The sequence below is a fragment of the Sphingomonas folli genome (genome assembly GCF_019429525.1).
GTDB lineage: Bacteria > Pseudomonadota > Alphaproteobacteria > Sphingomonadales > Sphingomonadaceae > Sphingomonas > Sphingomonas folii.
Window position 1 is genome coordinate 76700 of the sequence record NZ_JAHXZL010000015.1, and the last position, 17777, is coordinate 94476.

Here is a 17777-nt window from a genome sequence, read left to right on the forward strand (position 1 = left end):
GATATCGTGGTTGTCGTGTCTCAGCGACGAGTGTCGCCGCTTCCGCTCACGGGCGCAATGGCCCCCAGGCGGGGTCCGAGCCGTCGAGCGGGGTGGGCACGCGGCGCTCGTTGACGCCCGTCAGGTCGACCGACCACAGGTCGGCCTTGCCCGCGTTGCCGCGGCCCTGGCGGAAGAACATCAGCACGCGGCCGTTGGGGCTCCACGACGGGCCCTCGTCCTGCCAGCTGTTGGTCAGCAGCTTCTCGCCCGATCCGCTCGGGCTCATGATGCCGATGCGGAACGCGCCCTGGATCTTGGTGAAGGCGATCAGGTCGCCGCGCGGGCTCCACACCGGCGTGGCGTAGCGCCCGCCGCCGAAGCTGATGCGCTGCTGGTTCGATCCGTCCGCGTTCATCACGTAGATCTGCTGCCCGCCCGAGCGGTCGCTCTCGAACACGATCCTCGACCCGTCGGGCGAGTAGCTGCCGCCGGTGTCGATGCCCGGCGCGTTGGTCAGCCGCTGCGGCGTGCCGCCCGCCGCCGAGACGCGGTACAGGTCGGTGTTGCCCGCCTGCGCCATCGAGAACAGGATGTAGCGCCCGTCCGGCGAGAAGCGCGGCGCGAAGGTGGTGGCGACGTTCTGCACCACCAGCCGCTGCCGCCCCGAGCCGAGCTCGTAGATGTAGATGGCGGGCGTCCTCCCCACGTAGCTCATATAGACGATCGACTGCTGGTTGGGCGCGAAGCGCGGCGTCAGCACGATCGAGGAGCCCGCGGTGAGGAAGCGGCTGTTGGCGCCGTCCTGGTCCATGATCGCGAGCCGCTTGATGCGGTTGGCCTTGGGCCCGGTCTCGCTGACATAGACGACGCGGCTGTCGAAATAGGCGCCCTCCCCGGTGAGGCGGGTGTAGACCATGTCGGCGCATTTGTGCGCGGCGCGGCGCCAGTCCGACGGCGGCACGACGAAGCCCTGGCGCGTCAGCTCGGTGCGCGCCGAGACGTCGTAGAGGTAGCAGCCGACCGTCAGCGTGCCGTCCCCGTTGGCGCGGATATAGCCCTGCACCAGTGCCTGCGCGCCCGAGCCGCCCCAATAGTCATAGGCGGGCGCGGTCACCTCGGGGAAGGCGATCGCGCGCGTGGCGCCCGACGCCAGCGGGTTGAACAGCCCCGAGTTGCGCAGGTCGTTGGCGACGATCTCGCTGAGCTGGCGGCCGAGCCGGTCGGTCGGGCCGGCGGGAGTCTGCACCACCGACTGGGTCGGCATCGGCGGGATCGCGATCGGCATCGGCGCCGAGATGCCGCCGGTGACGTCCACCTCGAGCGGCGGCGGGGTCTGGCCCGCGGGCGCGGCGCCGGGCTGCTGCGCGGGCGCTGGTGCCGCGGGGGTGCCGGCGGGCGGGACGAGCTGCGCCGCGGCGGGGGTGGCGAGGAGGGTGAGCGCGGAGGCGAGGAGCGCGGTGAGGCTGGCGCGGGCGGCGGCGCGCGAGCTCAGTCGACCCTCACTGCCACCCCGGCGAACGCCGGGGTCCAGGTGGGAAGGCCCTCGTGATCCTCGCGAGACGTCCCCCAACTGGACCCCGGCGTCCGCCGGGGTGGAGCCTTCGGGGACCACACCTGGCGAGGTGACGGCCGAAGAGGAGGTCACCGGGCCGAAGCCCAGTGCCGAGGTACCGCAGAGTCGGATTCGCATCACCGCAGCTTCCAATTGTAGTTGATGTTGCTCCACCCCCCGTTGGCGGTGGCGTAATATTCGGCCGGCAGCTTGAGCGGCGAACAGCCCTTGAACGCGGCGACGCCGAGATCGACCACGCGCCGCGCGTAGCGCTGGTTGTCGCCGTCCACCCCGGTCTGCTTCACCACCGTCGGCACCGCCGCCAGCGTGCCGTCGCGGTTGAGCCGCAGGTTGAGCGTGGTGACGATCTGGTTGGCGCCGGGGCCGGGATCCACCTGGCGGTCGGCGCAGGGCTGGATCTGGCGCGCGATCGCCTGCTGGATCCCCGCCAGCGCGCGCGCGTCGACCCGCGCCGCGGAGGGCGGCGCGTCGCTCTCCCTGGCGCTGCTCTTCTCCGCGGTGAGGCCCTTGAGGAAGTCGCTGCCGAGCCGGCCGCCCTTGGCGCGCTCGGCCTTGGCGGTCTCGGTCTTGCCCTCGCCCTTGGCCGCGGCGGCGGGCGCCTTAGCCTTGCTCGGCGCGCTCGCGGCGCTCTGCTGCTTGGTCGGCGCGGCCTTGCTCGGCGCCTTCTCCGCGGCCGGGGCGGGCTTGGGCCTGGGCTGCGGCCTCGGCTCGGGCCGGGGCGCGGGCGCCGGCTTGGGCGGCGCTGGTTTGGGCGGGGCGGGCTTGGGCGGCGCGGGCTTCGGCTCCGGCCTGGGTTCGGGACGCGGCTCGGGGACCGGCGCGGGCGCGGGCACCGGCGCGGGCGGCGCCGCGGCGGGCGGGGGCGAGTCGACCGGCTCGCCCGCCTCGGGCGACACGCGCTGCGACGGCGGCTCGGTCGCCGCGGGCGCGGCGGCCTCGAGCGCGACGTCCTGCACGAGGCTCACCTCGACCGGGTTCTGCTTCAGCTTGATCGGGTTGGGCGTGTCGAGGAAGCCGACCGACAGCAGGCCGAAGAGCAGGATGTGCCCGGCCGCCGCGACTCCCAGCCCGATCTTCTCGGCGCGCTCCACGTCCGCGTCAGTCCTCACCGACCGTGACGAGCGCGACGCGGTTGAGCCCGGCGCGGTTCAGCTCGCCCATCACGCGCATCACGCGGCCATAGTCGAGCCCGCGGTCGGCGCGCAGGAACACCTGGGGCGGCTGGCCGTCCTTCCCCGTCGCCGCGATCGCGGCGAGCCGCGACGGCAGCGCGTCGGCGGGCACCTCCTCCTTGGCGACGAAGATGCGGCCCTGCTCGTCGAGCGAGATCTCGGTCGGCTGCTGGTCCTGGTCGAGCGGCTTGGCGCGGCTGTCGGGCAGGTTCACCGGCACGCCCTGGGTGAGCAGCGGCGCGGTGACCATGAAGATGATCAGCAGCACCAGCATGACGTCGACCAGCGGCGTCACGTTGATCTCCGCCATCGGCGCCTTGCGGCCCCTGCCGCGCGTGGAGGGGAGGTTCATCGCCACGGCGCGGCCCTCAGCGCTCGCCGTCGAGCTGGCGCGACAGCGTGGCGTGGAAGCCGTCGGCGAAGCGGTTGAGCCGCGCCTCGATGCGGTTGATCGCGTGGCCGAAGCGGTTGTACGCGATCACCGCGGGGATCGCCGCGAACAGCCCGATCGCGGTGGCGAACAAGGCCTCGGCGATGCCCGGCGCCACCACCGAGAGGCTGGTGTTCTGCTGGCTGGCGATCGCGGTGAAGCTGCGCATGATGCCCCACACCGTGCCGAACAGCCCGACGAACGGCGCCACCGCGCCGACCGTGGCGAGCACGTTGAGCCGGTCCGAGATGTCGTCGATCTCCTTGGCCACCGCGGCGCCCATCACGGTGCCCAGCCGCTCGCGCGTGCCGTCGCGGTCGATCGCGTTGCCGTTGGTCGAGCGGCGCCACTCGGTGACGCCCGCGGCGAGCACGCGCGCCGAGGGCAGGTTGGTCTGGCCGTTGGCCTTGTAGAAGGCGTCGATGTCGTCGGCCTTCCAGAAGTCGCGCTCGAATTGCGCGCTCTTCCTCTTGGTGCGGCCCAGCTTGAGCCAGAAGCCGATGATGATCGCCCAGGTCCACACGCTGGCGAGCAGCAGGCCCAGCATCACGCCCTTCACCACCCAATCGGCCTGGAGGAACAGCGCGATCGGCGACAGCGTCGCGGCGTCGGTCTGCAAGATCGGATTCAAGGCGTCTCTTCCCCTGTGGTGTCCGCCGCGGCGGTGGCGGCGAGGCGGCGGAACTGCTCGAGCCAGGCCGCCGGCTGGCGCCGCGGCCGACCGTCGGTGCCGACCAGTGCCGCGGTGACCTCCGCCCGCGCCAGCATTTCCGTGCCGCGCCTGACTGTCTGATGAATGACCACGCTGGCGGCGCGCGCCTGCGCGACAATGCTCTCGACCAGCAGCGCGTCGCCGAGCCGCGCCGGCGCGGCGTAGCGGATGCGCAGGTCGGCGATGGCATAGGCGCCGCCGCCCGCCTCGAAGTGCGCGCGCTGGTCGATCCCCGCCGCCCTTAGCATGTCCGAGCGGGCGCGCTCCATGTAGCGCAGGTAGTTGGCGTGATAGACGACGCCCGACAGATCCGTGTCCTCGAAATAGACGCGCAGCGGGAAGAGGTGCACCCTCCCCGCGAACCGCCCCTCCGCTGGCTGATCCTGGCCGCCCGCCGTCATGGCTAGGGCTGGTAACCGATGCGCCGGGGGGTGGGAACCCCGCTTGGCGGCGACGTGGGTCACCGCGGTGTCGCGGTCCCCTACGCCTCCCTCCCCGGCGGGTACCGCGCCCGGGCGGGGCGGCGGGCGAGCGGCGCTATTCCGCCTCGACCGCCGCGGCGGTCTCGCGCGCGCGCTTGCGCTCGGTGAACCAGATGCCGACGATCGCCAACTCGTAGAGGATCACCAGCGGGATCGCGAGCAGCAGCTGCGAGCCGACGTCGGGCGGCGTCAGCACCGCCGCGATCGCGAAGGCGCCGACGATGGCGTAGCGCCGCGCGCCGATCAGCTGCTTGCGCGTCACGATCCCGGCGCGCTCGAGCAGCATCAGCAGCACCGGCAGCAGGAAGGCGGCACCGAAGCCGAACAGGAACTGCATGACGAAGCTGAGATAATAGCCCATCGCCGGCAGCGCCTGCTGGTGCACCCCGCCGACGTCGCCGGAGAAGCCGAGCAGGAAGTGCAGCGCCATCGGGATGGCGACGTAATAGGCCATCGACGCGCCGAGCAGGAACAGCACCGGCGTCGCCAGCAGGAACGGCAGCAGCGCGCGCTTCTCCTTGCGGTACAGGCCGGGCGCGATGAACTGCCACAGCTGCATCGCGATCACCGGGAAGGAGATCATCGTCGCGGCGAAGAACGCCACCTTCACCTGGACGAAGAAGGCCTCGAACAGCTGCGTGTAGATCAGCGTCTTCTGCCCCGCGCCCAGCAGCGGCTGGACGAGGAAGGCGAAGATGTCCTCGGCGAAATACCAGCACACCGCGAACGACAGCACCACCGCGGCGATGCAGTAGAGCAGGCGGCGGCGCAGCTCGAGCAGATGGTCGAGCAGCGGCGCGCGGCTGTCTTCGAGCTCGTCGACGACCTCGCTCACGACGGTGCCTTGCTGTCGGCCGCGGGGGATTCATGGGGCGCGCCCGGCACGACGTGCGGCTGCTCCACCATCACCGGCGGATGGTCCTCGGGCGGCGCCTCCTGCGGAACGGCGGGTGCCGCCGCGTCGGCGGGCGCGTGCCCGATCTGCGCGGGGGCGTGCTCGGCCGGCTCGGGCGGGGGCGGCGGGATCATCGGGTGCTCGCGCATGATCCGCTCATTCTCCGCCTTCCACTTCTTCTCCATCTCCTCCAGCTCGGCCTCACGCACCATCTCGTCGAAGCCGGCGCGGAACTGACGCCCCACCGCGCGCGCGCGGCCGACCCAATAGCCGACCACCCGCATCGCCTTGGGCAGGTCCTTGGGGCCGATCACCACCAGCGCGACCAGCGCGACCAGCAGGAACTCGGACGAATCGATGTTGAACATTCAGCGTGCCGGCCGGATGCGAGGGATCAGCGCCGCTCCTCGCGGACTCGGTCGGCGTCGCGGTCGAAGGCCGGCTCGGCGCTCGACTGCGCCTCGATCCGAGGCTTGGGGGCGCGATCCTCCGCGTCCTCCTCGGCCATGCCCTTCTTGAAGTTCTTCACACCCTTGGCGACGTCCCCCATCAGGTTCGAGAAACGCCCGCCGCCGAGCAGCAGGACCGCCACGATCGCGAGGATGAGGATATGCGGAAGACTGAAGCTGCCCATCACGGAATCTCCTAATTGAGTGTCATCTAGTCCTCGTCGGCGTCTTTTTCTACCGCGAGTTGCTCGAAGGCGAGATCGACCGGATCGAGCAGCCCCGCGGCGCGCAGATCGTCGAGCCCGGGGAGGTCGCGCCGGCTGGCGAGCCCGAAATGAGACAGGAACTCCGGGGTCGTGGCGTAGGTGAGCGGGCGCCCCGGCACCTCGCGCCGCCCGGCGGGTCGGACCCAGCCCGCCTCCATCAGCACGTCGAGCGTCCCCTTGGCGACCTGGACGCCGCGGATCGCCTCGATCTCGGCGCGGCTGACCGGCTCGTGATAGGCGATGATCGCGAGGGTCTCGATCCCCGCGCGGCTGAGCCGGCGCACCTCCTCGCGGTCGCGGCGCAGCAGGTGCGCGAGGTCGGGCGCGGTCTGGAAGTGCCAGCGCCCGCCGCGCTCGACCAGCTCGACGCCGCGCCCGCGATACCGCTCGGCCACCGCGGCGAGCGCGGCCCGCAGGTCGCTGCTGCCGTCGCCGTCGCCGACATAGGCACGCAGCGAGTCGAGCGAGAGCGGCTCGGCGCTGGCGAACAGCACCGCCTCGACCGCGCGCTCGATCGCGGCGCTCACGCCGCGGGCCGGCGCAGGTAGAGCGGCGCGAACGGCGCCTCCTGGCGCAGCTCCACCCGCCCCTGCCGCGCCAGCTCGAGCGCGGCGAGGAAGCTCGACGCCAGCGCCGAGCGGCGCAGGGCGACGCTGGCCTGCTCGGGCAGGAACGCCTCGATCGCGCGCCAGTCGACCGCGCTGCCCACCAGCGCCGCGACCCGCGCGATCGCCGCCTCCAGCGTCATCACCTCGCGATCGTGGACCACGTGCATCACCGGGCGCGAGCGCGCCGAGACGCGGCCGTAGGCGGTCATCAGCTCGTACAGGTCGGCGGTCCACTGCGCGCGGCGCACGGTGCGCAGGCCCTCCGGCGCGGCACGGCGGAAGACGTCGCGGCCGAGCCGGTCGCGCGCCATCAGCCGCGCGCCGGCGTCGCGCATCGCGTCGAGCCGCTCCAGCCGCAGCTGCAGCCGCGTCGCCAGCTCGTCGGCGTCGGGCTCCACCTCGGGGTCGCGCGGCAGCAGCAGCGCCGACTTGAGATAGGCCAGCCACGCCGCCATCACGAGATAGTCGGCGGCGAGCTCGAGCTGGAGCACGCGCGCGCGCTCGACGTAGCGGAGATATTGCTCGACCAGCGCGAGGATCGAGATCTCGCGCAGGTCGACCTTCTGCGCGCGCGCGAGCGACAACAGCAGGTCGAGCGGGCCCTCCCAGCCGTCGAGGTCGAGCGTCAGCTGCTCGGGCACGTCGCTCACCGCGCGGCACCGGGACGTGGGGGCAAGGCGCTGACGCGGCACATGGGCGGTACCGTGGCACGTGGCGCCCGGTGCGGCTAGGGGTGGCGGTGGCTCCGGCCGCCCTAACGACAAGCTGTTCCCCGGCGAACGCCGGGGCCAGGTGGGGGCGACGGTGGGACCCAGGACAGCCTTTCCAGACTGGCCCCCGGCCTCCGCCGGGGAACAGCTCAGGGCAAGCGGCTCACGCTACTATCGAAGCCTACACCAGCGCCAGCAGCCGGTCGCGCGTGTCGAGCAGCGCGGCCATGTCGCCCGCGGGCGGGGTCAGCGTCGCCATCGCGCGCGCCAGTCGTGCCAGCGACACCGGCGCGATATCGTCCAGCCGCGCGACGATCTCCTCCATCTCGGGCATGCGCGCCCAGCAGTCGAGCACCAGGTCGCACCCGGCCGCGATCGCCCCCGCGGCCTTCTCGCCCGCGGTGCCCGAGAGCGCCTTCATGTCGATGTCGTCGGTCATCAGCAGCCCGTCGAAGCCGATCGCGCCGCGGATCACCTGCTCGATCAGCACCGGCGACAGCGTCGCGGGGCGCTCGCGGTCCCACGCCTCGAAGACGATGTGGCTCGTCATCCCCATCGGCGCGTGCGCCAGCGCGCGGAACGGCGCCAGATCGTCCTCCAGTTCCTCCGCCGAGGCGGTGACGGTGGGGAGGTGATAGTGCGTGTCCACCACCGCGCGGCCGTGCCCGGGCATATGCTTGACGACTCCGACCACCCCGCCCGCCGCCAGCCCCTCCAGCGTGGCGCGGCCCAGCGCGGCGACGCGCATCGGCTCGCCGCCGAAGGCGCGCGACGCGATCGCCTCGGTCGTGTCCGCCCGCGCCACGTCGAGGATCGGGTGGCAGTCGACCGTGATCCCCATCTCGGCCAGCATCAGGCCCAGCGCGTGCGCGTTGGCGCGTGCCGCCTCGATCGCCGACACCGGCGCCAGCTCGTACAGCCGGTCGAACGCCGGCCCAGCCGGGAACGCCGGCCACTCGGGCGGCCCGAGCCGCGCGACGCGGCCGCCCTCCTGGTCGACCAGGATGGGCACGTCGTCGCGCCCCTCCAGCGCGCGCAGCGAGTCGGTCAGCCTTCGCAGCTGGGCGCGATCGGCGACGTTGCGCTTGAACAGGATATAGCCGGCGGGCCGCGCGGCACGGAAGAAGTCGCGCTCGGACGCGCTGAGCTCGAGGCCGGACAGGCCGAAGATGACGGGCTTCATGCGCGCGGCTTGTAGAGCGCCCTGGCGGGCGGGGGAAATCCTCTATGATGGGGTGCGGCGTAGCGCGTCGGACCCCGCGGCGCGGGTCGGGCGTTGAACCCTGTCTGCCGCGGCGCGGAGGGGAGTCGCATGTCGTATCGCATCCTGGGCGCGCTCGCGATCGCCTCGATCACCTTCATCACCGGGGCGCTGGCCGCATCGCCCGCGTCCGCGCAGCAGCGCGCCGGACCGCCCGACGCGACCGCGCCCACGGGCGCCGAGCCCGACGTGCTGGCGGACCAGCCGCTGATCCCGACCGAACCGGGGCAGGCGAAGCGGCGCGAGCCGCTGCGCGTGCGAGTCGGGCTCGGGCCGCAGCTGGTCCCCGGCTTCCCCGGCAACGACGCGCTGCGGCTCACCCCGATGATCAGCGTGGCGCGCGCGCGCGGTGACACGCCGTTCGGCTATGGCGCGCCCGACGACGGTACGACGATCGCGCTGATCCGCCGCGGCCGCACCGAGTTCGGCCCGACGGTGGAGTTGCAGGGCCGGCGCCGCACCGACGACATCGTCCCCGGCCTGCCGGCGGTCGGGCGCACGGTCGAGCTGGGCGGCTACGCGCAGACCTGGACCGAGGACCGCTGGCGCTGGCACGGCGAGCTGCGCAAGGGGCTGGGCGGCCACGAGGGTTGGATCAGCCAGCTCGGCGTCGACTATGTCCGCCGCGACCGCGACGCCTGGCTGGTCTCGCTCGGCCCGCGCGTGGTGGTGACCGACTCGCGCTACCAGCGCGCCTGGTTCGGCGTCTCGCCCGAGGCGGCGGCGCGCACTGGGCTGGCGGCCTATTCGCCCGGCGGCGGGATCCAGTCGCTCGGCGCGACCAGCCGCGTGCTCTACGCGCTGACGCCGCGCTGGGGGGTGCAGGCGCAGGCGGTGTACCAGCGGCTGATCGACGACGCCGCGCGCTCGCCGGTGATCCGCCGGGTGAACTCGCAGGACCAGCTCTCGGCCGGGATCGCGCTGACCTACACCTTCTCGATCCGGCGGTGACGCGGGCGCGGGACGGGACATCACGCGATCGCGCGGCTTCGCCGATCGCGGGTCACCCTGGAAACGTGTAACGATCCACTCGTCCCGGCGCGCACCGGCCGAGGACAAACCCGCACCGCGGATCCAGGGACGTGTTCGCGATGACCTTCTCGACGACGGTGGCGGATCCGCGATCGGCGTCGGCGAGACGCCACCCGGCCACCTCGCTCCGCTCACGCGCAATTCATCGCGCCTCCCCCATATAGGGCCCATGTACGCGGCAGCTCGGCAGGATCGGTACGGGGCGGCGCTCGCCTCGGCGGCGCTGACGGCGCTGCTCGGCTGGGCGCTGCTGACCGGGCTCGCGGGCGGGGCCGTGCGCGCGCGGGTCGACCAGGGCCTCGCGCTGTTCCGGGTCACGCCCCCGCCGCCGCGACCCGAGACGAAGGTGGCGCCGCTGCGCGCGGCGAGTCCGCGCCGCTCCGGGCGCGCCGCGCCCGCCAATATCCGCAGCCAGGCGACTCAGGTGGCCGCGCCGCGTCCGATCGTGGTCGTGCCGGTCCCGCCGCCGCCGATCACCGTCGCGCTCAAGCCCTTCGCCGGCAGCGCGCCGACCCAGGGCGCGACCGAGCGGGTCGGCCCCGGGACGGGCGCCGGGGGGGCCGGCGACGGCACCGGCAGCGGTGGCTGGGGCGACGGCGACGGCGGCGGTGGGGGCGACAGCGCACCGGTGTGGAAGCGCGGCCAGCTGACCGACGCCGACTACCCGCCCGAGGTCGGCGAGGCCGGCTTCCAGGGCACGGTGACGGTCAAGTTCCTGGTGTGGACCGACGGCCGCGTGCGCGACTGCGAGGTGATGCGCTCGAGCGGCAGCGACTCGCTCGATGCGACGACCTGCCGGCTGATCCAGCGCCGTTTCCGCTACGACCCGTCGCGCGACGCGTCCGGGCGGGCGGTGCCGGCGTGGATCCTGGAGAACCACGAGTGGGTGATCGAGGCCGAGCCGACGGGACGCTGACCCGCGCCGACCGGCCTCAGCGCCGCGCCAGTTCGCGCCCGCCGGCCGGCTCCATCATCGCGCCCGCGACATAGGCCTCGTCGGTCACCTCGACCGTCGCCCCCAGCGCGGTGGCCGCGAACAGCTTCTTGGCGAAGGCCGCGGGCAGCCGCACGCAGCCGTGCGAGGCGGGAAAGCCCGGGTTGCGCCCGGCGTGCAGCGCGACGCCGTCCCAGGTCAGCCGCTGCATGAACGGCATCGGCGCGTCGTCGTAGAGGTTGGAGCGGTGCATCGCCTTCTTCTCGAGGACGGTGAAGCGCCCGAGCGGGGTTGGCTTCTCGTCGGAGCCCGTCGATACCGACGATGCCGCGATCATCTTGCTCCCGCGAAACACATAGGCGCGCTGGTCGGGCAGCGAGATCAGCACGCTCACCGGCCCCGAGGCGGCGGGATCGTCGGCCCAGAGGAAGCGCCCCGGCGGCATCACGGCGGCCGCCTCGGTGATCGCGAGATCGTCCATCGCCTCGGCCGCGGCCGGCGCCACGACCGCCACCAGGGCGAGCGCCGCGATCGCGGACGCCACGGAACGCACGACTCCACGAGCAGCGAATCGCCGCATCCAGTCCTCCATCACGGTCGTATATCCGCCCGCCGCGTGATCGCGTCCGGGTCAGTCACTGCAACAAACGCGCCATTAGCCTTTTGGTGCCAGCGACGAAGCGTTGCGCTTTCGCGGCAAGTGATCGGAACGAGCGCACGGCACGCCGCAAACGTTGACGATCGTTAACCAGGTCCATGCTATATCCAAGGCAATGGAGCGGGGATTAGCCGAAGTGATGATGGACACGCACGACCGGGTGCATTCGCGCCGTGCTTTGTTGAAGACCGGCGGACTGTTCGCGGGTGCTCTGATGATCCCGGGGGCGGTGTCGGCCGGGATGCGCGATCGCGCGCGCGGCGCGCCCGAGAGCCTGGTGCCGCACGACTTCTTCGAGACGCCGCACGCCCCCGCGCCGCGCCCCGTGCTGGCGGCGCCGGCGCGGCCGGCCGCGATCTCGGCCCCGGGGGTCAACCCGCGGCTGCTGCAGCGCGCGCTGGCCGCGCTGGAGCGTCACGGCGATCGCGTCGCGCAGCGCGACCGCATCGCGGTGGCGGACTTCAGCGCCGGCTCGAGCGAGCCGCGCTTCCACCTGATCAACCTCGAGAGCGGGCGCACCGTGTCGAAACTGGTCGCGCACGGCAGCGGCTCGGACCCGACGCATACCGGCTATCTCCAGCGCTTCTCGAACACCGACGGCTCGAACGCCTCGTGCGAGGGCGCCTTCCTCGCGGCCGACTATTACGTCGGCAAGCACGGCAAGTCGCAGCGGCTGATCGGTCTGGACCGCACCAACGACAACGCTCTGTCGCGCGCGATCGTGGTCCATGCCGCCTGGTATGCCAACCCGGAGATGATCCGGCAGCGCGGCATGCTCGGGCGCAGCCAGGGCTGTTTCGCGGTCGGCGAGAGCGAGTTGACCGAGGTGTTCGAGCGGCTCGGGCCGGGCCGGATGATCTACGCCGCGAAGGTGTGACGCGTCAGCGGCGGCGGTCGAACGCCGCCAGCTCATAGGCGATCGACGCCTCGACCAGATGCTCCCACAGCGCCGCGATCGCGTCGCCGGGCAGGTCTTGCGCCTCGGCGGCGGCGCGCGCCTGCGCGATCACCTGCGCCTTGCGTGCCTCGTCGCGCACATGTCCGCGCTCGGGCTTGATGCGCGCGGCGGCGTCCATATAGTCGAAGCGACGGCGCAGCAGCGTGACCAGCTCGCGGTCGAGCGCGTCGACGCCCGCGCGCACCTCCGCCATGTTGGTACAATCGGGGCCGGCGAGGATCTCGGTCATGCCGCGCTGCCTGCCCTCGCGCGACGGCGCTGTCCAGCGGCGCGGCGGCGCGGTCACGTCGCGGCGGGGATGACGCTTGCCCATGCGACGCGAATCGGTTACGCGCGCTGGGCCTCCCGGCGCACCGGGACGCGGGTGTAGCTCAATGGTAGAGCAGAAGCTTCCCAAGCTTACGACGAGGGTTCGATTCCCTTCACCCGCTCCACACCCCCCCCGCGTTCATCCCGCCTTACCGATCGTTAACCAGCGCGTGCTAAGATCCGTCCCGACACCAAGGGGGGGATGTTCCGCGTGGCCTCGCAGCCTGATATCGATCACCGGCGCGACCCGCGCTTCAACACCGAGTGTCGCGCGATGGCGCGAGTCGCGATCTCGGTGACCATCCTCGACGTCTCGGCCAACGGCCTGCGCGCGCGCATCTCGCTGCCGCTCGCGGTCGGCACGCTGCTCAAATTCTCGCTGCCGGGGGGCAGCGAACACCACGCGCGGATCGCCTGGCACGACGGCGACGTGTTCGGCTGCGAGTTCATGAAGACGCTCAACTCGCACGAGCTGCGCCGCGTCGTCGAGGCGAGCAGCAACGCCGCGCCGGTCGCGATCAGCGGCTGAGCGGCGCGACCGGGGTCAGCGCCACGGAGCGCGCGACGCGGTCGACCCGCAGCGTGAACTCGGGCAGCCGCAGCTCGAACCCCTCCGCCTTGGCCCAGTCGCCGTCGCGCATCGGCGCCCCGTCGAGCCGATACCAGCGCGCGTCGTGGCGCAGCGTCGGATCGGTGAGCGCGGGTATCGCGCGGCGCCGGGCCGCCAGCTCGGCGACGGCATCCTCCAGCGCGACGTCGCGCCCCGTCCAGTCGAGCCAGGTGGTGGCATTGTCCTGCGCGTACGCGTTGTTGTTGCCGCGCTGGGTGCGGCCGAACTCGTCGCCGGCGGTGAGCAGGATCGTGCCGCGCGTGGCGAACAGCGTCGCGAGCAGCGCGCGCGCGTCGGCGCCGCGACGTTGCAGCACCGCGGCATCGTCGCTCTCTCCCTCGACGCCGTTGTTCCAGGCGATCTCGCCCGCGTGGCCGTCGCGATTGCCCTCGCCGTTGGCGTGGTTGTGGCGCTCCCCGTGCGCGACGAGATCGGCGAGCGCGAAGCCGTCGTGCGCGGCGACGAAGCTGACCCCGCGCGTGCGCTCGGCCCCGAACACGTCGCTCGAGCCCGACAGCCGCGTCGCCAGCGCGCCCGCGCTCCCGTCGCCGCGCCAGAAGCGGCGGACGTCGTCGCGGTAGCGGTCGTTCCACTCCCACCAGCTCTCCGGGAAGGCGCCGAGCTGGTAGCCGCCCGGCCCCGTGTCCCACGGCTCGGCGATCATCACGCGGTCGCGCAGCAGCGGGTCGGCGGCGATCGCGGCGAAGATCGGCGCGTCGGCGGCGAAGCCGGGGCCGCGCGCCATCACCGTGGCGAGATCGAAGCGGAAGCCGTCGACGCCCGCGCGCGCGACGAAGTGGCGCAAGGAGTCGAGCACCAGCGCGCGCACCCAGGGCTGCGCGACATCGAGCGTGTTGCCCGTCCCCGTGTCGTTGATCAGCGTGCCGTCGGGCGCGCGCGCGTAGGCGGTGTCGTCGAGCCCGCGCAGCGACAGCGTCGGGCCGAGCGTGTCACTCTCGCCGCTATGGTTGAAGACGAGGTCGAGGATCGTGCCGATCCCCGCCGCGCGCAGCGCCGCGACGGTGTCGCGCAGCTCGCGCATCCCGCCGGGCACCAGCCGCGGGTCGAGCGCCATCGGCACCACCGGGTTGTAGCCCCAGGCGTTGCGCAGGCCGAGCGGCGGCAGGTGGCGCTCGTCGACCCAGGCGACGATCGGCATCAGCTCGACCGCCCCGACGCCGACCTTGCGCAGGTGCGCGATCACCGCGGGGTGCGCCAGCGCCGCGACGGTGCCGCGCTGCGCCGCGGGCACGTCGGGGTGCAGCATGGTGAAACCGCGGACGTTGAGCTCGTAGATCAGCCCGCCCGCGCGCGTGAGCGGCGGCAGGTCGAGCGGCGGCAGCGGCGCGCGCACGATCGCCTTGGGCACCTGCGCGGCGGTGTCGGCGCCACGTTCGGCCAGCCGCGGGTCATAGACGAAGGGTCGGTCGAGCTCGGTCGCTTGCGGGTCGACGAGCAGCTTGGCCGGATCGAACGGCGCCTCGCCCTCGGCGCGGAAGCCGTAGCGAGCGCCCTCGCGCGCGCCGGCGACATGGGCGCGCCAGTCGTCGCCGTCGCGCACCATCGCGACGCGACGCTCCGCCTCGCCGTCGAACAAGCAGAGCCACAGCGCCGTCGCGGCGGGGGCGCGCACCGCGAAGGCGACGCCCCCCGCCTCGACCGTCGCGGTCACGTCACGACATCGGGGCGCTCGCGGCCGGTGTGCTGGCGGATCGCGGCGAGCTGCTCGGCCGCGGCGACGATGTCGGCGAGCATGTCGCCGGTCTCGGCGTCGAGCTGACCGCCCGCGGGCTCGTAGCGCTCGAGGTACACGCGCAGCGTCGCGCCGCTGGTGCCGGTGCCCGAGAGGCGGAAGACGACGCGGCTGCCGCCCTCGAACAGCACGCGCACCCCCTGGTGGCGGCTGACCGACGCGTCGGTCGGGTCCTCATAGGCGAAATCGTCGGCCGCCGCGATCGTCAGCCCGGTGACCTCGGTGCCCGGCAGCGACGCCAGCTGGCCGCGCAGCGCGCGCATCAGCGTGTCCGCCGCGGCGCTGTCGACGCCCTCGTAATCGTGGCGCGCGTAATAGTTGCGGCCGTAGGTGGCCCAATGTTCGCGCGCGATCTGATCGACGCTCTTGCCCGTCGCCGCGAGGATGTTGAGCCACAGCAACACCGCCCACAGCCCGTCCTTCTCGCGGACATGGTCGCTGCCGGTGCCCGCGCTCTCCTCGCCGCAGATGGTCGCCATGCCGGCGTCGAGCAAATTGCCGAAGAACTTCCAGCCGGTCGGCGTCTCATAGGCCGGGATGCCGAGCTTCTCGGCGACGCGGTCGGCCGCGGCGCTGGTCGGCATCGAGCGCGCGATGCCCTTGAGCCCGCTCTTGTACCCCGGCGCGAGATGCGCGTTGGCGGCGAGCATCGCGAGACTGTCCGAGGGGGTGACGAAGCGGTTCCGCCCGATGATCAGGTTGCGGTCGCCGTCGCCGTCCGAGGCGGCGCCGAAGTCGGGCGCGTCGGCGGACATCATCAGCTCGTACAGCGCGCGCGCGTGGACGAGGTTGGGATCGGGATGGTGCCCGCCGAAATCCTCCAGCGGCGTGCCGTTGCGCACCGTGCCCGGCGCGAAGCCGAGCCGACGCTCGAGGATCTCGGTCGCGTACGGCCCGGTCACCGCGCTCATCGCGTCGAACGCCACGGTCAGACCGGCGGCGCGGATCGCGGCGAAGTCGAACAGCTGCTCCATCAGCGCGGCATAATCGGCGACGGGGTCGATCACCTCGACCGTCATGCCCTCCACCGTCACCTCGCCGAGCGCGTCCAGGTCGACGTCGGCGCTGTCGGCGGCGTGCCACTCGCTGAGTGACAGGGTGCGCGCGTGGATCGCCTCGGTCACCTTCTCGGGCGCGGGGCCGCCGTTCGCGACATTGTACTTGATCCCGAAGTCCTCGTCGGGGCCGCCGGGATTGTGGCTCGCCGACAGCACCAGCCCCCCGAGCGCGCCGCGCCGGCGGATCACGTTCGACGCCGCCGGGGTCGAGAGGATGCCGCCCTGCCCCACCACCGCGCGCGCGAAGCCAGCGGCCGCGGCCATGCGGATCGCCTTCTGGATCACGGCGCGGTTGAGGTAGCGGCCGTCGCCGCCGATCACGAGCGTGGCGCCCTCCTTGCCGTCGACCACATCGAACACCGACTGGATGAAGTTCTCGGCGTAGTTGGGCTGCTCGAACACGCGCACCTTCTTGCGCAGCCCCGAGGTGCCGGGCTTCTGGTCGTCGAACGGCGTGGTGGCTTCGGTGACGATCATGCGGCGAGCAGCTCCCTGTACAATTGCGCGTAGCGGCGACCGCTCGTCGCCCATGAGAAATCGGCCGCCATGCCGGCGCGCTGGATCTGCTCCCAGCGCGCGGCATCGGCGTAGAGGTCGGTCGCCAGCGCGATCGCACCCGCCAGTGACTCGTACGTGACGGTATCGAACTGAATACCGGTGGCAACCCCCGCCGCCAGCGCGGCGGCATTGGCGTGGATCACGGTGTCGGCGAGGCCGCCGGTGCGCGCCACCACGGGCACGCAGCCGTAGGCGAGCCCGTAGAGCTGGGTCAGGCCGCACGGCTCGAAGCGCGACGGGATCAGGATCGCGTCGCTGCCCGCCTGGAGCAGGTGCGACAGCGCCTCGTCATAGCCGAGCCGCACGCCGACCTGGCCGGGGAAGCGCTCGGCGGCGTCGCGGAAGGCCTGTTCCAGCCAGGCGTCGCCCGAGCCGAGCAGCGCCAGCCGCCCGCCGCGCTCGACCAGCGCGGGGATCGCGTCGGCGAGCACGTCCATCCCCTTCTGCCACGTCAGCCGGCTGACGACGCAGAAGATCGGGCCATCGCCGGGATCGAGCGCGAAGGCCTGCTCCACGGCGCGCTTGTTGGCGGCGCGGCGGCCGAGCGTGGTGGCGTCGTAGCGCGCCGGGAGCGACGTGTCGGCGGCGGGCGACCACACCGCGGTGTCGATGCCGTTGACGATCCCGCTGACGCGGCGCTGGCGCGTGCGGATCAGCCCTTCCAACCCCATGCCGAAGTCGGGCGAGAGGATCTCGCGCGCGTAGGTCGGGCTGACGGTGGTGATCGCGTCGGCGGACTCGAGCCCCGCCTTGAGGTAGCCGACCCCGCCGTAATATTCGACGCCGTCGACCGCGAAGGCGTGCGCGGGCAGCGCCAGCGAGGCGAAGATGCCCACGTCGTAGCGGCCCTGGAAGGCGATGTTGTGGATCGTCATGACGGTGCGCGGCGCGTCCTCGGCGGGCGGCGCGAAGCGGAGATAGGCCGGCGCCAGCCCCGACTGCCAGTCGTGCGCGTGGAGCACGTCGTGTCGCTCGCCCGCCACCGCGCCGCCGGCCACGTCCGCCGCGGCGCGCGCGAAGGCGGCGAAGCGGCGCCAATTGTCGTCCCAGTCGCGCCCTGCCGGGTCGCCATAGGGGCCGCCCTCGCGCGCGAAATAGCCGGGCGCGTCGAGCACGAGCAGGCGGTGGCCGGCGAGCTCGCCTTCCAGCAGCTGCGCCGGCGCGCCGAGCAGGTCGGGCCAGCGGTGGAGCGGCGCGCCCGAGTCCTCGAGCGCGGCGAGGACGCGCGGGTAGCCGGGCAGGAAGGTGGTCACGTCGACGCCGTGCGGCGCCAGCGCCGCGGGCAGCGCGCCGACGACGTCGCCCAGCCCGCCCGTCTTCACCAGCGGATAGGCCTCGGACGCGACCGAGAGGACCGAGAGCGCCAT

Annotated in this window: 20 protein-coding genes and 1 tRNA gene; 5 read left to right on the forward strand and 16 right to left on the reverse strand. The window is 72.8% G+C overall.

The genetic code is table 11. The features are described 5' to 3' along the window. Window positions 1–46 precede the first annotated feature (46 nt). The 11 genes from tolB to nagZ all read right to left on the reverse strand — a co-directional run bounded on the left by tolB (window position 47) and on the right by nagZ (window position 8462). Entirely contained in the window at window positions 47–1672 is a 1626-nt protein-coding gene (gene tolB, locus KZ813_RS19475) for a Tol-Pal system beta propeller repeat protein TolB (protein ID WP_258046968.1), read from the reverse strand. After that, window positions 1672–2646, reverse strand: coding sequence for a cell envelope integrity protein TolA (gene tolA, locus KZ813_RS19480; RefSeq protein WP_219756690.1), 975 nt, complete (start codon window positions 2644–2646; stop codon window positions 1672–1674). Before tolA ends, tolB begins: the two co-directional genes overlap by 1 nt. A gap of 7 nt (window positions 2647–2653) precedes the next feature. Next, entirely contained in the window at window positions 2654–3085 is a 432-nt protein-coding gene (gene tolR / locus KZ813_RS19485; RefSeq protein WP_219756652.1) for a protein TolR, read from the reverse strand. A 10-nt stretch (window positions 3086–3095) separates the two neighbouring features. Continuing rightward, window positions 3096–3788, reverse strand: coding sequence for a protein TolQ (tolQ, locus tag KZ813_RS19490; RefSeq protein ID WP_219756653.1), 693 nt, complete (start codon window positions 3786–3788; stop codon window positions 3096–3098). Beyond that, the gene (locus KZ813_RS19495; protein WP_219756654.1) at window positions 3785–4270 is read right to left on the reverse strand and encodes a YbgC/FadM family acyl-CoA thioesterase; all 486 of its coding nucleotides are present in this window, start codon (window positions 4268–4270) and stop codon (window positions 3785–3787) included. The genes tolQ and KZ813_RS19495 overlap by 4 nt, the downstream gene beginning before the upstream one ends. A gap of 136 nt (window positions 4271–4406) precedes the next feature. After that, on the reverse strand, window positions 4407–5186 hold the full coding sequence (gene tatC, locus KZ813_RS19500; protein ID WP_219756655.1) for a twin-arginine translocase subunit TatC: 780 nt from the start codon (window positions 5184–5186) through the stop codon (window positions 4407–4409). Further along, a complete protein-coding gene (gene tatB, locus KZ813_RS19505) occupies window positions 5183–5614 on the reverse strand; it encodes a Sec-independent protein translocase protein TatB (RefSeq protein ID WP_219756656.1) in 432 nt (143 codons plus the stop codon). Before tatB ends, tatC begins: the two co-directional genes overlap by 4 nt. Window positions 5615–5640: 26 nt before the next feature. Then, a complete protein-coding gene (locus tag KZ813_RS19510; RefSeq protein WP_132910323.1) occupies window positions 5641–5880 on the reverse strand; it encodes a twin-arginine translocase TatA/TatE family subunit in 240 nt (79 codons plus the stop codon). A 26-nt stretch (window positions 5881–5906) separates the two neighbouring features. Beyond that, complete coding sequence (scpB, locus tag KZ813_RS19515) at window positions 5907–6488, reverse strand: SMC-Scp complex subunit ScpB (RefSeq protein ID WP_219756657.1); 582 nt, start codon at window positions 6486–6488, stop codon at window positions 5907–5909. After that, window positions 6485–7219: a segregation and condensation protein A gene (locus tag KZ813_RS19520; RefSeq protein WP_219756658.1), complete on the reverse strand. Its 735-nt coding sequence runs from the start codon at window positions 7217–7219 to the stop codon at window positions 6485–6487. The genes scpB and KZ813_RS19520 overlap by 4 nt, the downstream gene beginning before the upstream one ends. A 241-nt stretch (window positions 7220–7460) precedes the next feature. Continuing rightward, entirely contained in the window at window positions 7461–8462 is a 1002-nt protein-coding gene (gene nagZ / locus KZ813_RS19525) for a beta-N-acetylhexosaminidase (RefSeq protein WP_219756659.1), read from the reverse strand. 129 nt (window positions 8463–8591) lie between these two features. Here nagZ and KZ813_RS19530 point away from each other — a divergent pair, with 129 nt between their 5' ends. Both KZ813_RS19530 and KZ813_RS19535 read left to right on the forward strand, forming a co-directional pair. Then, on the forward strand, window positions 8592–9491 hold the full coding sequence (locus KZ813_RS19530) for a MipA/OmpV family protein (RefSeq protein WP_219756660.1): 900 nt from the start codon (window positions 8592–8594) through the stop codon (window positions 9489–9491). 250 nt (window positions 9492–9741) lie between these two features. Then, a complete protein-coding gene (locus KZ813_RS19535) occupies window positions 9742–10488 on the forward strand; it encodes an energy transducer TonB (protein ID WP_219756661.1) in 747 nt (248 codons plus the stop codon). Window positions 10489–10504: 16 nt separating this feature from the next. Here KZ813_RS19535 and KZ813_RS19540 read toward each other — a convergent pair whose 3' ends face one another. After that, on the reverse strand, window positions 10505–11050 hold the full coding sequence (locus KZ813_RS19540) for a L,D-transpeptidase family protein (RefSeq protein ID WP_308461944.1): 546 nt from the start codon (window positions 11048–11050) through the stop codon (window positions 10505–10507). A gap of 229 nt (window positions 11051–11279) precedes the next feature. Between KZ813_RS19540 and KZ813_RS19545 the strand changes: the two genes are divergently transcribed. Further along, window positions 11280–12041, forward strand: coding sequence for a murein L,D-transpeptidase catalytic domain family protein (locus tag KZ813_RS19545; RefSeq protein WP_258046969.1), 762 nt, complete (start codon window positions 11280–11282; stop codon window positions 12039–12041). A 4-nt stretch (window positions 12042–12045) separates the two neighbouring features. Here KZ813_RS19545 and KZ813_RS19550 read toward each other — a convergent pair whose 3' ends face one another. Continuing rightward, a complete protein-coding gene (locus tag KZ813_RS19550; protein ID WP_219756692.1) occupies window positions 12046–12351 on the reverse strand; it encodes a chorismate mutase in 306 nt (101 codons plus the stop codon). Window positions 12352–12482: 131 nt separating this feature from the next. Between KZ813_RS19550 and KZ813_RS19555 the strand changes: the two genes are divergently transcribed. Both KZ813_RS19555 and KZ813_RS19560 read left to right on the forward strand, forming a co-directional pair. Further along, a tRNA-Gly gene (locus KZ813_RS19555) sits at window positions 12483–12556 on the forward strand. Window positions 12557–12642: 86 nt separating this feature from the next. Then, window positions 12643–12960 (forward strand): PilZ domain-containing protein, encoded by a 318-nt coding sequence (locus KZ813_RS19560; RefSeq protein WP_219756663.1) that lies wholly within the window; start codon window positions 12643–12645, stop codon window positions 12958–12960. On the opposite strand, the gene KZ813_RS19565 is transcribed toward KZ813_RS19560, so the two are convergent. From KZ813_RS19565 to glgA, 3 genes are read right to left on the reverse strand one after another with little or no spacing between them, the layout of a single operon-like run. Further along, on the reverse strand, window positions 12950–14713 hold the full coding sequence (locus tag KZ813_RS19565; RefSeq protein WP_219756664.1) for a glycogen debranching protein: 1764 nt from the start codon (window positions 14711–14713) through the stop codon (window positions 12950–12952). The two genes, KZ813_RS19560 and KZ813_RS19565, sit on opposite strands and share 11 nt — an antisense overlap. Further along, window positions 14710–16329 (reverse strand): alpha-D-glucose phosphate-specific phosphoglucomutase, encoded by a 1620-nt coding sequence (locus KZ813_RS19570; protein ID WP_219756665.1) that lies wholly within the window; start codon window positions 16327–16329, stop codon window positions 14710–14712. The genes KZ813_RS19565 and KZ813_RS19570 overlap by 4 nt, the downstream gene beginning before the upstream one ends. Beyond that, window positions 16326–17777, reverse strand: coding sequence for a glycogen synthase GlgA (gene glgA, locus KZ813_RS19575; protein WP_219756666.1), 1452 nt, complete (start codon window positions 17775–17777; stop codon window positions 16326–16328). Before glgA ends, KZ813_RS19570 begins: the two co-directional genes overlap by 4 nt.